Source organism: Spirabiliibacterium falconis (genome assembly GCF_014885015.1).
Classification (GTDB): Bacteria; Pseudomonadota; Gammaproteobacteria; order Enterobacterales; family Pasteurellaceae; genus Spirabiliibacterium; species Spirabiliibacterium falconis.
The window spans coordinates 157526-174152 of sequence record NZ_JABMIJ010000006.1 but is presented as its reverse complement, the minus strand read 5'-3'; the positions used below and the strand labels follow the sequence as shown (position 1 = coordinate 174152).

The 16627-nt window shown below is 41.9% G+C and carries 11 protein-coding genes; 4 read left to right on the top strand and 7 right to left on the bottom strand.

Annotation, left to right across the window (positions count from 1 at the left end):
- The first annotated feature begins 168 nt into the window (after positions 1–168).
- The 3 genes from HPC40_RS03400 to HPC40_RS03390 all read left to right on the top strand — a co-directional run bounded on the left by HPC40_RS03400 (position 169) and on the right by HPC40_RS03390 (position 4375).
- Entirely contained in the window at positions 169–1191 is a 1023-nt protein-coding gene (locus HPC40_RS03400) for a branched-chain amino acid aminotransferase (protein ID WP_208118079.1), read from the top strand.
- A gap of 195 nt (positions 1192–1386) precedes the next feature.
- Entirely contained in the window at positions 1387–4026 is a 2640-nt protein-coding gene (ppc, locus tag HPC40_RS03395) for a phosphoenolpyruvate carboxylase (RefSeq protein ID WP_208118078.1), read from the top strand.
- A gap of 46 nt (positions 4027–4072) precedes the next feature.
- Complete coding sequence (locus HPC40_RS03390; RefSeq protein WP_208118077.1) at positions 4073–4375, top strand: HI1450 family dsDNA-mimic protein; 303 nt, start codon at positions 4073–4075, stop codon at positions 4373–4375.
- 36 nt (positions 4376–4411) lie between these two features.
- On the opposite strand, the gene HPC40_RS03385 is transcribed toward HPC40_RS03390, so the two are convergent.
- The 3 genes from HPC40_RS03385 to HPC40_RS03375 all read right to left on the bottom strand — a co-directional run bounded on the left by HPC40_RS03385 (position 4412) and on the right by HPC40_RS03375 (position 7416).
- The gene (locus tag HPC40_RS03385) at positions 4412–5221 is read right to left on the bottom strand and encodes a hypothetical protein (RefSeq protein WP_208118076.1); all 810 of its coding nucleotides are present in this window, start codon (positions 5219–5221) and stop codon (positions 4412–4414) included.
- Positions 5222–5395: 174 nt separating this feature from the next.
- Positions 5396–6115, bottom strand: coding sequence for a dethiobiotin synthase (bioD, locus tag HPC40_RS03380; RefSeq protein ID WP_208118075.1), 720 nt, complete (start codon positions 6113–6115; stop codon positions 5396–5398).
- A gap of 92 nt (positions 6116–6207) precedes the next feature.
- Positions 6208–7416 carry an ROK family protein gene (locus HPC40_RS03375; protein ID WP_208118074.1) on the bottom strand — a complete coding sequence of 403 codons (1209 nt, stop codon included), beginning with the start codon at positions 7414–7416 and terminating at the stop codon, positions 6208–6210.
- A gap of 224 nt (positions 7417–7640) precedes the next feature.
- Between HPC40_RS03375 and asnS the strand changes: the two genes are divergently transcribed.
- Entirely contained in the window at positions 7641–9044 is a 1404-nt protein-coding gene (gene asnS, locus HPC40_RS03370; RefSeq protein ID WP_208118073.1) for an asparagine--tRNA ligase, read from the top strand.
- Positions 9045–9090: 46 nt separating this feature from the next.
- Here asnS and sbcB read toward each other — a convergent pair whose 3' ends face one another.
- Genes sbcB through mukE form a run of 4 tightly spaced genes read right to left on the bottom strand, consistent with a single transcriptional unit; the run spans position 9091 to position 16622 of the window.
- Positions 9091–10515: an exodeoxyribonuclease I gene (sbcB, locus tag HPC40_RS03365; protein WP_208118072.1), complete on the bottom strand. Its 1425-nt coding sequence runs from the start codon at positions 10513–10515 to the stop codon at positions 9091–9093.
- Positions 10515–11399, bottom strand: coding sequence for a DMT family transporter (locus tag HPC40_RS03360; protein WP_208118071.1), 885 nt, complete (start codon positions 11397–11399; stop codon positions 10515–10517). The genes sbcB and HPC40_RS03360 overlap by 1 nt, the downstream gene beginning before the upstream one ends.
- A gap of 4 nt (positions 11400–11403) precedes the next feature.
- Entirely contained in the window at positions 11404–15888 is a 4485-nt protein-coding gene (gene mukB / locus HPC40_RS03355; protein ID WP_208118070.1) for a chromosome partition protein MukB, read from the bottom strand.
- A complete protein-coding gene (gene mukE / locus HPC40_RS03350) occupies positions 15888–16622 on the bottom strand; it encodes a chromosome partition protein MukE (protein ID WP_208118304.1) in 735 nt (244 codons plus the stop codon). The genes mukB and mukE overlap by 1 nt, the downstream gene beginning before the upstream one ends.
- Positions 16623–16627: the final 5 nt, after the last annotated feature.

Sequence of the window (16627 nt, the reverse complement as noted above, 5' to 3'; positions counted from 1 at the left end):
CTGCGATATACTACCATAAAATCAGCCAAGCTCTATTCTCTTGCACCGAATTTTTTACGATTGCTGCAAGAAGTGTAGCGAATTTAAGCAAACGCAAATTAAAGATTGATTTCAACCGCAAATAGGTTAAAAATATTTTCATTATTCAATACAATTTAAGGACCCCCTATGACAGATAGCACAATTGATTGGGCAAATCTTGGATTTAGTTATATAAAAACGGATTATCGGTTTATTGCTCACTGGAAAGATGGTAAGTGGAGCCAAGGTGAACTCACAACAGATAATACATTGCACATTAGTGAAGGCTCAACCGCACTTCACTATGGTCAACAAAGTTTTGAAGGGTTGAAAGCGTATCGCTGCAAAGATGGCTCGATTAACCTCTTTCGCCCAGATCAAAATGCCAAACGGCTACAAAAAAGTTGCCAACGTTTATTGATGCCTGAAGTCCCAACAGAGATGTTTATTCAGGCGTGTAAACAAGTGGTACGTGCCAACGAACGTTTTGTTGCCCCTTATGGTTTTGGCGCAACCCTCTATCTTCGCCCACTGATTATTGGTGTTGGCGATAATATTGGTGTACATCCCGCGCCTGAATTTATTTTCACCGTCTTCTGCTGCCCTGTGGGTGCTTATTTCAAAGGTGGAATGAAACCAACAAATTTCATTGTATCGGATTACGACCGCGCCGCTCCAAATGGAACGGGTGCAGCCAAAGTGGGCGGGAATTATGCCGCCAGCCTATTACCTGGTCATCTTGCCCATGAACGTCAATTTGGCGACTGTATTTATCTTGATCCAAAAACGCACACAAAAATTGAAGAAGTGGGTTCTGCTAACTTTTTTGGCATTACACGTGATCATAAATTTGTAACACCGTTTTCGCCGTCAATTTTACCAAGTATTACCAAATATTCTTTATTAGAGCTAGCGCGCGATCGCTTAGGACTTGAAGCAGTTGAGGGGGATGTTTATATTGATAAACTTGACGACTTTACCGAAGCTGGTGCATGTGGTACTGCCGCGGTTATCACGCCAATTGGCGGTATTCAGTATAAAGACGACTTCCACGTTTTTTATTCCGAAACAGAGGTAGGACCGATTACGCAAAAACTGTATGATGAGCTCACTGGTATTCAGTTTGGTGATAAACCTGCGCCTAACGGTTGGATTATCAAAGTGGATTAAATATAACCCTGCCCTTGTTTTGACAAGGGCATTTCTTTTTAAAAAATACTCTAATAAAACCGCACTTTTATTATCACATTTTCAAAATAGAGATAAAAATAATATAAATCTAATTAATATTATTGATTTAATCTTGGTTTTTTGTTAAATCTATCACAAAACACAACTTTTTTACTTTACAACTAAGGACTTTTTATGCAGCAGTACAGTGAGATGCGTAACAACATCAGTATGTTAGGACGTTTTCTCGGCGACACCATTAGCGAAGCACAAGGCAGCGAAATTTTGGAGCTCATAGAGAAAATCCGTGTGCTTTCGCGAGATTCTCGTGCAGGCAATAACCACGCACGTGAGCAATTACTTGAGATTTTAGGCAATATTTCCAGCGAGCAACTTATTCCTGTGGTGCGGGCATTTAGCCATTTTTTAAACTTAACCAATATCGCTGAACAATACCAATCCATTTCCCGCCATCATAACGATTTAGAATCAAGCCAACGCTCTATCAACTGTTTATTTGAAAAATTAAGACAGCAAAAACGTGCAAAAGAAGATATCCTGAGCGCAATTGATAACCTATTGATTGAATTAGTATTAACAGCACATCCAACAGAAGTCACTCGCCGTTCATTAACACACAAACATGTTGAAATTAATAAGTGTTTAAGCCAGTTGGAGCATTCTGATCTCACGGATAAAGAAAGAAAAAGTATAGAACGACACCTAAAACGCTTAATTGCAGAAGCATGGCATACTAATGAGATTCGTACCCAACGCCCAACCCCGTTTGAAGAAGCCAAGTGGGGTTATAGTGTGATTGAAAATAGCCTATGGTATGCCGTACCTAATTTCTTGCGCCAACTAAACGATAGCACTGTTGAATTTTTTGACTATCGCTTGCCGGTCGATTTTACGCCTGTACGCTTTTCATCGTGGATGGGCGGCGATCGCGACGGCAATCCGTTTGTCACAAGTAAAATCACCCGCCGAGTGCTAAACCTTGCACGTGCCAAAGCGGCTGAATTATTTCTCGACGACATTAAATTGCTCTGTGATGAGCTTTCTATGGTGGATGCCTCAGATGAGTTTATCGCCAAATATGGTGAGCATGAAGAACCATATCGTCATGTCGTCAAGGGGTTACGCACCAAATTAAAGCTCACTCAAAACCATTTCAATGATCTTCTAAGTGATAAACAACCTCGTACAACGACTGAACATATTATCATGCGCAATGAGCAATTATGGGAGCCGCTTTATGATGTTTATCGATCACTTAATAAGTGCGGTATGAGGATTATTGCCAACGGATTGCTTTTAGATACGCTCCGACGTGTACGTTGTTTTGGCGTGACGTTGTCACGAATGGATATTCGACAAGAAAGTACTCGCCATACACAAGCCATTGCTGAAATTACCCGTTATATTGGCTTAGGCGATTATGCACAATGGTCTGAAGAAGACAAACAAGCCTTTTTAATTCGTGAGTTAAATTCGCGTCGCCCACTTGTGCCGATTGATTGGACGCCAAGTGAAGAAACTCGTGAAGTGCTAGAAACATGCAAAGTTGTCGCAGAACAGCACGACGGCGTTATTTCTGCTTATGTTATTTCAATGGCACGTAGTGCCTCAGATGTGCTGGCTGTGCATTTATTACTCAAAGAAGCAGGAAACACTAAAACTATTCCTGTCGCACCATTATTTGAAACACTTGATGATCTCGATCACGCAGAAAGTGTTATGGAACAATTGTTTAATGTCGGCTGGTATCGTGGGTTTATCAATAATCAACAAATGGTCATGATTGGTTATTCTGACTCAGCCAAAGATGCTGGTATGATGGCAGCATCATGGGCACAATACCGTGCCCAAGAAGCCCTAGTCAATTTATGCGAACGGTTACACATTGAACTAACACTTTTCCACGGACGTGGCGGCACAATCGGACGTGGTGGTGCACCTGCACATGCTGCTCTACTCTCTCAACCACCAAAATCACTGAAAAATGGCTTGCGTGTTACTGAGCAAGGTGAAATGATTCGCTTTAAACTTGGACTACCACAAGTCGCAATTGATAGCCTAGAACTCTATGCTAGTGCAATCCTAGAAGCGAATCTTCTGCCTCCACCATCACCACAACAAAGCTGGCGCAATATCATGGATGAGCTTTCTGCCATTTCATGTGAAGCCTATCGTGATGTGGTGCGTAAACAACCTGATTTCGTCCCCTATTTCCGTTCTGCCACACCAGAACAAGAGCTCTCTCGCCTCCCACTCGGTTCTCGCCCAGCGAAACGTAACCCGAAAGGCGGGGTAGAAAGCCTACGAGCAATTCCGTGGATTTTTGCATGGATGCAAAACCGTTTGATGTTACCTGCTTGGTTAGGTGCGGCACAATCGATTCAGCAATTATTAACGCAAGGTAAAAGTGCGGTAGTTGAAGAAATGTGCGAAAAATGGCCATTTTTCTCCACCCGTATCGGTATGCTAGAAATGGTGTTCAGCAAATCTGATCTGTGGCTGGCTGAATATTATGATCAACGTTTAGTTGATAAATCATTGTGGAAATTAGGTGAGCAATTACGCTTACAACTGCAAGCTGATGTGCAAACCCTACTTAGCCTATCGCATCGTGATCAATTAATGGCAGATTTACCTTGGATTGCACAATCCATTGCGTTACGAAATGTTTATACTGATCCGTTGAATTTACTCCAAGTCGAGCTACTCCACCGTCTTCGTAAAGTGCCTGAAGACGAACAAGATGCTAATCTTAATCAGGCATTGATGATTACGATTACGGGCATTGCCGCAGGTATGCGCAATACAGGTTGACCTAGTAAAAGTGCGGTTGAACCGCACTTTGCATGTTGAGGTAAAAATGACACTAACAGATGATGAGATTTTAGACAGTGCCTACGCTATTTTTTTAGAAATGGCAGAAGAGAATTTATCTGACGCACAAATTGCACAATTTAATCGTGCATTTCCTAAGGTGGGTTGCTTACAAATAATGGATACAGCAGAGAATTGGGAACAAGAAATTGGTGTATTAATTGACCCTGATGCCTTTGCTGAAGTCTGGATTGGGCTTGAAAATAATCAAGGCGAAATGGAGACCTTATTTGCTAAAGTGCTCGTAAGTAAATCAACTGAGCATCCTGATTTTCATATCATCTGGTGATATAAAAAGTGCGGTTAGACCGCACTTTGATACTTATTAGAATATATAAGAAAGTTTTACCCCAACTTCATGGGTTATATTTTTCGGCTCGACAATGACGCCTAATTCACCATCAGTATCTTGCGTAATACTATTTGAATCAAATACTTTCCAACCACGATAAAACGGTGCAAACGAGATTTTTCCTTTACCTAAGGATTTACTTAATGCCAGCTCTAATTCAAGCCCTTTGCCATTGCGCTGTTTATTCACGGCTGTTTGCGAAATATACGAATATTGACGCCCACGAATAAGTTGATTATAGCCAATTTTTGGGGTTAGCATCATACCCTGTGGCAACGCAAAGTCCGTACTCAACGCAACATGGGCATAGATTAAACGATTTTTGCGATCGTAATCCTCTTTATCCAGTCGGCTGTTTAAATCATTTAAAATACGATACCCAAGCCCTGTTTGAATCATCCAATCACGTTGATAAAATGACAGCGTGTATTGATATAATCCGCGAATATCATAACTATTACGTGGTGTACCATGGATGGTTACTGAGCCATAAGGTGTCCCCTGTGGATTTTCATCACTCGGTCCTTCACCACCAGCATAATGGCTTTTTCCTTTCACATAGCGTCCTTCAAGAATAACAGCACTATGTGGTGTAACTTCATATTTAATCGCGCCACTAAGCCCATACATATGGGCACGCTGTTGCATAAACCGTTCGCTTCCATTGACATACTCACGATAGGTTTCACGGTAAATCTCTCCGCCTAATGTATACTCCCAAGGACTGGCCATAACACTTGCAGACATGGCAAGCAATGGTAATATAATTGTCATTTTTTTCATTATTAAAATATCCTTATTATTTTTATTGTTAAAGGGAGGCGGATTATAACGATCCTTTCAAAAGATAGGAATAGTTATCAATATCACTTGATCAAAAAAGACACAATAATAACGATGATTTATTATTAAATGATGAAATCATATTCAAAGTGCGGTTAGACCGCACTTTACGTTTTAACGTACGGTTCGGCAGTACATCAGTCTGTCAATATTGGTCATAAAATGGGCAAGTTCTTTGCTTTCTGGATGATGTAAATAAGGAATCTGCCCCAGTAATGGTGCATTGAGATGTTGTAATAAAAGCTCAATAATGGCAGGATAATTGCTAATGCCTGGATTAATGCGATTTGCAACCCAACCCAGCAAATTTACGCCACTGTTAGCGATGGCCTCTGCTGTGAGTAATGCGTGATTAATACACCCTTCTTTGATGCCTACAACCAACACCACAGGCATTTTACGCTGTACGATCCAATCTGAAAAAAACAGTTGCTGTGTAATCGGGGTTTTCCAACCAAAACTGCCCTCCACTAACACGGACTCAAACCGTTCCATCAATATATCAAGATCGTGATTAATTTTATTTATATCAATAGATTGGCATTGGCTAAGCAAATCAACGATACCAGGCTCTTGTCCTGCATTTAAAGTATAACTATTGATATCTTGATAAGACACCTTTTGTTTCGTACTGTCTAATAATATCAACACATCAGCGTTTTGTTCGCTTGGCTGAGGAGCTTGGTTGAAATAACTAAATGAGTGACTATTGCAAGCAATCGGTTTAAAGCCAACAATTTGACATTGCTTTTGTTGCATTGCTTGAATAATCGCACGGCTAACAACGGTTTTGCCAACTCCACTGTCTGTGCCTGTTACAAAAAAACAACTCATGATATTTCCCTATACAATGGTATAGGGAAGATTTTAGGCAAAAATGAAACGCGATTTCTTGAGGCAAAACAAGTTTTTGCTAAAAAATCGTTTTATTTGATAATTTGCTCGAAAAGATCACCACTATACAGTTCTTGTTTCACTGCAGATGACGCAATTGCAGGATCATTCCAACTAAATTTAGAGGTGATAATTTCAACTTGCTGCTCATCAGAAAGTAACGCATCTTGTAACTTTAATGCCAAACGCTGTAAAAAGAGTTCTTTCACGGCCAAAAGTCGCGTGTTGATCATAATTTTTTCAGAGGCAAAAATATTGGTTAAATACATCAATAAGTAAGATACGCTGTCTGCCAAATGATGAATAATACGAATGGCTTGCGAGTTATTCTGTTGTGCCTGTTCACATAGATACGCAATTTTACTTTCATCATTGGGTAACGCATTTGGCAACAAAAGATCGACCAACTGATAAATGGCTTTATTGCTCACTTGGTTATACAGATAATGCCGTTCAATTTCGGGAACATCTTGAGCGATTTTATCACTTAAATCACTGATTTTAGGTAGTGCCACTTTATCAATATTCATGCGTTTTTGTTTTTCATTACGAATCATCTTCCCTTCACTGAGTACACTGATATTAATCGCATCATCAAATTGTAAAAAAATCACATTATTTGAATGAATAGCATTGCCTAAGTGGCTTTCAGCAAACGTCCACATTGCAAAATGTTCTGCAACCAAAATAGGGAAATCAAAATTCGCTTGTAAATGCTCTTGAAGATCTGTATTCAGCACGGTATTGCCAAGATAAACATCCTGTTTCACTTTATCTACGCGCCCTAAAATACACAATGCACACGCCAATATCGTGGTAACACGTTCAGTATTCTGTGTGATAAATGACGAAATTACCTCAATAATAACATGCTCAATGTCTTGCTCTGCTTGATAGTGTTGCTGTTGATGGCATACTACAGTACCGTCAAGCTCACACAAGCTAATATCCAGCGTCGTTTCAGCTAAGGTGATCGCTAAATATTGCCAATAGTGCGGTGACAGGCAAATACCAACCGCAGGCCGCCCTCGCACAATAGTGTTCTGTACGGTTTTTTCTTCAATAAAATGGGCTTTGATCAGCTCTCTGGTTAAATTTGTAATGCTAGCAGGAGCAAAGCCTGAAATTTTAGATAAATCAATACGAGAGATTAATTCAAATTGTTCTATTAAACGATACACCGTTCCTAAATGGCGCAAATTAATGCGGCTAATATAACACTCATTTTTTGACTTTGGCATACAACCTATCCTGCATAACATAACTTGAATTGTATTGTTATACCGACAAATGTCTAGGATTACAATAAAGCATTTTAAATAATGCTACTGAACTCACGAAACCGCACGTTAACTGTTCAGCAATTATGCAAGAAAAAACCGCACTTAGACTAGATTTTATTTGTAATTTCAGCGGGAATAAGTAAACTAACACCCATTAATTTCACTGATTTTTTGAGGAAACAATGGCTAAAATAGCATCAGTTAAAGATATATTACAAAGTGCGGTTGGCGTGGGCGAAACCGTGACGATTCGTGGCTGGGTAAGAACACGCCGTGACTCTAAAGCAGGATTTTCATTTGTGGCAGTGTATGACGGCTCATGTTTTGATCCCATCCAAGTCGTGGTCGAAAACACACTTTCAAATTATGAACACGATGTGCTTAACCTTACCACAGGCTGTGCTGTAATTATCACAGGCCACATCGTAGAATCACAAGGCAAAGGGCAAGCTGTTGAAATTAAAGCAACGGATGTTGTTGTAACAGGTTTTGTGGACGATCCTGAAACTTATCCAATGGCCGCCAAACGCCACAGCGTTGAATACTTACGCGAAGTCGCACATCTACGCCCTCGCACTAACCTCATTGGCGCAGTGGCTCGCGTTCGTCACTGCCTTGCACAAGCCATTCACCGCTTTTTCCACGAACGGGGATTTTATTGGGTTGCTACGCCATTGATCACCGCCTCCGACACCGAAGGCGCAGGCGAAATGTTCCGTGTCTCCACTCTCGATCTAGAAAACCTCCCTCGTGGGGATAATGGATTAGTAGATTTCAAACAAGACTTTTTTGGTAAAGAAGCCTTTTTAACAGTATCAGGGCAATTAAATGGCGAAACTTACGCTTGCGCACTGAGCAAAATCTATACCTTCGGTCCAACTTTCCGTGCAGAAAACTCGAATACGAGCCGACACTTAGCCGAATTTTGGATGGTTGAGCCTGAAGTTGCCTTTGCGGATCTCAACGACAACGCAAAATTAGCAGAAGACATGCTCAAATATGTATTTAAGGCTGTGTTAGAAGAGCGCATGGACGACTTAAAATTCTTTGAACAACGTGTGGACAAAGACGCCATCAACCGCTTGCAGGCGTTTATCAATTCCGATTTTGCTCAAATTGACTACACCGACGCCATCGATGTGTTACTCAAATCAGGTAAAAAATTTGAATTCCCCGTGGAATGGGGTATTGATTTATCCTCTGAGCATGAACGCTATCTAGCAGAAGAACATTTCAACTCCCCTGTGGTGGTGAAAAACTACCCGAAAGACATTAAAGCATTTTATATGCGTTTGAATGATGATGGCAAAACCGTTGCAGCTATGGACGTGCTCGCACCTGGTATTGGTGAAATTATTGGCGGCTCACAACGTGAAGAACGCTTAGACGTGCTTGACAAACGGATGCTGGAAATGGGCTTAAATCCAGAAGATTACTGGTGGTATCGCGATTTACGCCGCTACGGCAGCGTGCCACACTCAGGTTTCGGTCTAGGATTTGAACGCCTTATTGCCTATGTCACTGGCGTACAAAATATCCGCGATGTTATCCCATTCCCTCGCTACCCTCGCAACGCGAGCTTCTAAGGGTTATAAAAAAGTGCGGTTATACCGCACTTTCTTTTGGATAAAATTAAATATCCCGCGTTATACGTTGAGCGTAATCGTAAACGTGGCGTAATAATTGCAGTTTTTCACGGTTATCCGCATATTCTTCCAACAACGCGTCAAGGCGTTGGGCGTAGTCATCAATGCCTTGTGCGAGTTTTTGTTGGCGGTATTTTTGCCATTTAATTTGTTCACCACGATTTAATGTTGCATAGTGGTGGCGAGCGCGATAATGAAATAGAAGCTCAGGAATGCGTGCATCGATAAAAGCAAGGTTGTGTGTTGCCAGTTGTTCTGGTTGTAGCGTTCGCAAAATAGTGAGGTTATTTTTATCTGCATGGGAGAAGAAACCAGCATAAAGTGCGGTCTCTACATTAATATCTGGTTCAATATGACGTTCAAGATTAAAAATATCCGCCACTTTGTCACGAATTTGTGTATCTTGTCGGAGCCGTTGCCAGTTCTCCAAACACGCTGTGCGATTTAATCCAAGTCGTTCTGCGGTTTCAGGTAATAGCGTATTTAATGGCGCAATAATGGGACATTTGTTGATATGCACCCCTTTAAGCGGCACGCTTAAAATACCCCGCTCGCTGAGTTGCTCTTTTTTGCTATAAAGACGTTCGCGTAACGTATCCGCATCACATGTGAGTAAATCGCTGATGTCTGCGCTAAGATCACAACAGATAATCATATTCGGATTAAGTGGACTTTCCGCCAGTGGTGCGATGATACTGGTGTTACTGCGTGCAGCACCAAACATACCTGATACATGCACCAGCGGGGTCATGTTTTTTAACTCAAGCAGTTCACGCACCGCACTTTTATGTCTTAAGTTAAAAAAGTAATCAAAAAAGCGTGGTTGTTTTGTTTTGATTAATTTTGCTATCGCAATGGTGGCATAAACGTCAGACATCGCATCATGCGCATTTTCATGGGCGATGCCGTTAGCTTTGGTGAGCAATTCAAGGCGAAAGCTAGGTAAACCGTTATCATCAAATACCCAATTAATGCCCTCTGGTCGTAATGCGTAGCATGCACGCACTAAATCCAGTAAATCCCAACGGGAATTGCCATTTTTCCAACTGTATTCATACGGATCAATAAAATTACGAAAGAAAGTATAGCGGGTCATCTCATCATCAAAGCGAATATTATTATAGCCTACCACGCAAGTATTTGACTGGCTAAATTCAGCTAAGATTCGTTCAGCAAAGTGCGGTTCATCTAGCCCCTCTTGATTGCATTTTTGTGGCGTAATGCCCGTGATTAAAACCGCTTCAGGCTGAGGTAAATAATCATTGGTTTGCTTGCAATACAACATGACTGGCTCACCAATGATATTGAGTTCACTGTCTGTGCGAATACCCGCAAATTGTGCAGGGCGATCACGTGCAGGATCGACACCAAAACTTTCATAATCGTAAAAGAAAAAAGTATGTTCTGTCATTATGCCAACCACATATCAAGATAAAACAAGCATAGAATTGCTACGATGCCAAGTCCAACACCTGCTAAATTTATGCGGCTCATCTTTTCTTTAAACAACCACAAGCCGATCAGTGAACCTAAGCAAATCACGCCCACATTCATTCCCGCAAACACGAATGTGGGATTTTGACTAAATGCGCGGTGTGCAAGCAAGTAGAAATAGATGTTCATAAAGTTTAGTCCGCCAAGCAATACGCCCGAGAGCATACTTTTCCCTTGCCAACGTAGCCCTGTTAATAACTGACGGGCTTGTAGATAAGCAAACATCACGCATCCAGCAATCGCAAATATGATAAATAAGGTCAAGGGTAAGGCACTGCCGAGTTTGGATACCTGTTTTAGCAGAATATCAATACTTCCAAAACCAAGCCAAACCATGAGTAGCATGACCGCACTTTTGCTTTTTATGGTATCGGATTGCTGGTCAGGCTTCCACAAAAGGCAAAAAAGTGCGGTAAAGGCAAGCACAATACTCACAATACGGGTGCTTGAAATCGATTCGCCAAACAAGGTGAAGGCGGCAACGATAGGCAAAAAAAGCGACAGACGTTGTGCAGCATCCGTGCGCACAATACCAGTGCGTTCCACCGCACGAAATAGCACTAAAAAAATACTTGGCAGTAAAAAACCTAATGCTAAAAATAGCCAGCCTACGCCTTGGTTCATCACTGCTTGCACGTGATCGGCAGATAAATCAGGCTTAAGCAACACAAATGTGAGTAAAAGTGCGGTTAAATAGTTAAAGGCAATCGCTTGACGAATGTCAATGCCCTTGCCTCGCGCCAGTTTTAAAAAAACCGATACTGCCACACTACACGCAATCGCAATTAATAAAAACAACATAAGACTATTCTTCTCGAGCCCCAAACCCTTTTAAGCCGACAACATGTACGTATTCGTGATTATTCGCCACTTTACGGGTGAGTTTGTATGTAGTGCCCTTCTCTGGACTGATATTTTCTGGTGCAGCAATTAATAATTGCATATCTAGCCGTTCACACAATTCGAATAAGGTAGAAATCGAACGAGCATCCAAACGTGCTGCCTCATCAAGGAATAGTAAGCGACACGGCAAAATATCTTTGGCACGAATACGGCGTGATTCTTCTTCCCAACTTTGCACCACCATCAGTAAAATCGACATACCTGTACCAATCGCTTCCCCTGTTGAAAGCGCACCACTTTCTGCACGCAACCAGCCGTCTGCACCACGGAATACTTCTACTTCAAGCTCAAGATAATTACGATAATCTAATAGCTCTTCGCCAACTGTTTGTGCGCTACGCTGCCCCATATCAATGTGCGGATTCACTCGCTGGTAGAGTTTTGCCAACGCCTCTGAGAAGGTCATTTGTTGGTTATTAAACAGGTCTTGATACTCCTCCTGCTCACCTGAAAGCGCATTGAGTAAAATGGCGTGTGTATCGCGAATATTCACAACCAAACGTACACTTTTCACTTGCCCAAAGGCGATATTCTGCAATCCTTGGTTGAGCATACGAATACGATTTTGCTCACGTTGAATCGTCTTGCGCATAATATTAGCAACACTTTCACTACTGATCGCCAGTTTACGCTCACGATTTGTTAATTCTTCCGTTAGGCGCGATAGCTCAACTTCCATCTGCTCAATAGCATCAATAGGATCGTCAGTTTTGATAATATCTTGGCGAATACGTTCCCGTAGATGTTGATAAACATCAATGAAAAACCGCACTTTATTTTCTGGCTTACGCGGATCTTCCGATTGACGTAGGCTATCACGTAGATACTCATTATCAGCCACTGCCGTACGCAACGCACCTAATGCTTTATCAGACATTGAGCGCAGTTCATCGGCACTCATATACGCTAACTCACGTTTATTTAAGCGTTTTTCCACATCACTATTACGCGATAGTCGCAAGACTGTGCACCAGCTCATTTTTGCCCCAACAACCAATGCACGTTGTGTGCGATAATCACGCTCAAATTTGCGTATAGTGCGGTTGAGATTTTCGCCCTCTGCTTCTAATAACGCGATCTGCTTTTCAAGATAGCTATGTCGCTGACGATGTTGCGCCAATTGCTGATGTAATTCATCACGCCGCTTTAATGCACGCTGTTCAGTTTGTGCATCGGCATGTCCGCCAATTTTATCCATTTCGGATAGCAACTCTTGTAACATATGCTGGCGTGCATCAAGAGAACTTTTTAGTGCAATACTGACTTGATTGTATTCACTATATGTTTTTTGTTTTTGCTGCAAACTTTCACGCCATTGTTGGCGTTGAGCTTGTAGCTGCTCGAGGCGTTCACGCAACTGTTGATTGAGTGTGGAGCCTTCACTGTCTAATTGATCGGCATAGGCAAAATGTGCTTTACGCTGCAACACATCTGATAACGCATATAAACACTGCTGTGCCCGCTTTTGTTGTGCTAATGTGGTTTCATAATCGTGTTGTAAACGTTCAAACTGTTGTGGATCGCTTTGCAGGCTGTTTGCAATCGGTTGTAATTGCGCTAATAATGCGCCATATTGCCGTACATATTGCACGTCATCTTCCGCTTCCATTAATTGGGCACGGTATTCTTCAACCTGATCACGTAGTTCATCATCATCCAATAACGCAAAGTGCGGTGCCAGCTTATTGAGTAACCGCACTTGCTCTTTGGCATCATTTAATTGTGATCGAATTTGCTGTTCTTGTGTGCTTAATTGCGCAATTTCACGGTCAATTTCAACGCGTTGTGAACTCAGTGTTTTCATTTGCGCTTCAGGATCAGGCATAAATGCCAAGGCGAGATGTAACCCCACAAATTGGCTTAAATGTTGATATAATCGCTGACATTTTTGCACATCAAACGCTAATTGCGCATGACGTTCATTGATATCCACCAACTCTTCTTGCAATTCTTCTAGGCGTTTTTCTCTTGCTGCACGTCCAAAGAGCGGAACCTCAGGGAATTTCGAATAGCGCACTTCACGTTCAGAAACTTGCACTACAACCCCAGCATCAAGCTCTTGTGCACTGAAAACATTATCATCAAATGCCGCTGGGTCACCTTCAATCAAATAAAGATCATCTGGACAGTCGTCAATATGTGATAATTGTTTTTTCACCGCGTCCAGATCGCGCACCACAATCGCATGGCGTGCAGGTCCATAAAGGGCAGAAAAATACGGTGCATCTTCTAGGGCTACATCGTCATAAAGTTCAGATAGCAATACGCCATCAAAACGCTGAGCAAGTGCGTTTAAGCGTGCATCTTCCGAACCATCTGGCTGGCTGAGACGGCTAATTTGTTGCTCAAGTTGTGTTTTATGTGCTTGTAATTGATCGCGTTCAAAGGTGAGTTCCCGCTCTTTTTCGAGCTGCAACTGCATAAAGTTCATGACATCTTGACTATCTGCAAATGCTTCACCACTTTGTTCTCTCACCCGCTCAAGTGCAGACTGTGCTGTCAGCCATGCTGGTGCTTTACGCTCTTGCTCTGCATAAAGTGCGGTAAGTTGCTCACGTTTCTCTTTCAAGCTTGAGCGAGTTTCCCCCGTTTCCGCCAGATGATTCGTCAGTTCATCAACCAAATCTTGCTGTTCTAATAAATAATTATCCAACGCTTGTGCATCTTGCAAATCCATTTGGCTACGCTGATTAAATTGTGCAAGCATTTGCTGTGCACTTTGCTGCGCCATTAATTTATTTTCTAATTCATTTAAACGCCCACGAATAGAAACCGCACTTTGTGCCATGGCTCTTTGTTGCGGATAGGCATCAAGCAAAGCTTTGGCCTGTGCGTAAGCATTTTGGCGTGTCACCTCACCAATAATTTCTGTTAAAATGCCATAGGCTTTTTCAAATTGGTTATGCCCTGCACTGGCTACCGAGACACGCTGTTCTAGAGCTAACACATTTTCGGTAAGTTGCTCTACTTGCGCATCAAATTCATCAATATATTGATCAAGATTTTTTAAGGATAACTCTGGCAAACCACATACCGTTTGCGCCCGTTCCATGGCTTTTTGCGCTTGCTGATATTGAACGGCCTTTGTTTGTTGAGCATTGAGTGCTTCTTGATAATCCGCTAATTGATTACGCACGGATTCTACATCATTATCACTTTGCTCAAGTTGTAATTGCGCTTCTTCTACGGCTTCAGCCGCTGTTTCCACAACCATTTGCTGCTCTTCTAGTTTTTCTCGCAGACTTTGCACTTCTTCTTGATAGCGGTTAATTTTTTCCTGATGCCGCACCGCATTTTGCACCAAATTAAGTTGATCAACCGCACTTTGATGATCGATTTCTAATCGCTCTTGAGCCTGTGCCAATTCTTGTGCTTCGCGGGCATACTCCACCACACGCTGCTGAGCGGCAAGTTGATCGCGTTTTGCGTTAAAGAGACCTTGACGGAAGTTCAAAGCGATATCAATATTCGTGCGGCGTTCATTCGCATTTCGCATATAATCTGATGCCACATATGCGGTAGATTCATTGATTAAATGTTTAAACAAATCACGATCAGACTGGGTAACTTTAATCGCCTCTAGCGTCATTCGATTTTCACGCAGTGCGGCTTCCATATCCTGAAACGCCTTACGAACCCCTAAATTTTCGGGCAATAAATAATCACGTAATGAGCGTGTTATCGCACTGGAAATCCCACCATAAAGAGAAGCTTCGATCAGTTTATAAAACTTACTCCGATCAGACGCTGAGCGCAGACGTTTTGGCAGTAAACCGAATTCAAACATCATGGAATGATAGTCAGTGACGGAATTGTATTGCTTAAATTGCACACCTTGCTCATCACAACGCGCTTTTAATTCTTGTAAATTGAGCACCCGTGCTTGCTTATCATTCACGGCCTGAGTGAAAAGTGCGGTCAAATCCACATCTAAACTTAGCCCTTGCACTGAAAATGGCTTGATATCCACTTTTTTATCACGTCCTGCAATTTGTTGCAGACGCACACCGACCAGTACGCGTTGCTGACGAGAATTAAGGGCATCAATAGTGGCATAGCACACCCCAGGGCGTAGCTTTCCATGCAAGCCTTTATCACGCGATCCGCCACTTGCTCCCGCTTCGGTCGTATTACGAAAATGCAATAAGGTTAAATCAGGAATTAAGGCGGTAACAAAACCTGCCATTGTTGTCGATTTCCCCGCACCATTGCCGCCTGATAAAGTGGTGACCAGCGCGTCAAGATCGAAAGTGCGGGCAAAAAAACCATTCCAATTAATCAACGTTAAGGCTCGGAATTTACCCCGTTTTAGATCACGCTCAACAGCAAATGGAATGTGATCCATTTCATCGGTTACGTTGTCACTTTTTTGCTCAAACTGTTCCATTATTCTTCGTCCTCAACCTGATCATCATTGCTTGCAGACGTTTCAAGCTCGCTGCCATTTTCACTTTGTTTTAATTGCTCAAGCGATGCTGGTGTTGCAATCTCACCATCACGCAGTAAACGGGCTTGCGCTTCAAACGGATCATCACCTGACCGCACTTCTGCTCCGAAACGAAATACCGCTTCTGAAATCACAAATTTACCGCTATATTGATCGCCAACGGTTGTGATCATGCCAAGACGTTTTAAGCGATTTAAAGCAGCTCGCATGCGTTCGGCCAATTTTTGTTTGTCTAAATCTGAGCCAGACGAACGCTGGTTAACGGCTTTTAATAATTTTGTTTCATCAGCCAAATTTACGAGTTCATCAAATACATCATCATGACTAAAAATGCCTTGCTGCGCTAAACGTTCTGGGCTTAAATATAAATAACACAATACTTTTCCAACCAGCATCTCAAGCTCAGTTAAAACGCTGCGCGAAATAAGTGTTGTAGCTTTAGGCCGTAGATAAAAAAAGCCTTCTGGTGCACGAATCAGCTCAACATTATATCGACGGTAAAATTGTTCCAGTTCAAATTGAAAATCCATTAAAAATGCGTGATTATCTAAATCATCAACGCTAATATGCTTACCAGAGCGCAATTGGCTATCAACTGCAGGAAAAAGAGGATTTGCAATTGCCTGTGATAATTTCACTGGCATTACATCTTGTTGGGTGTTTTCACTATTCATCATTA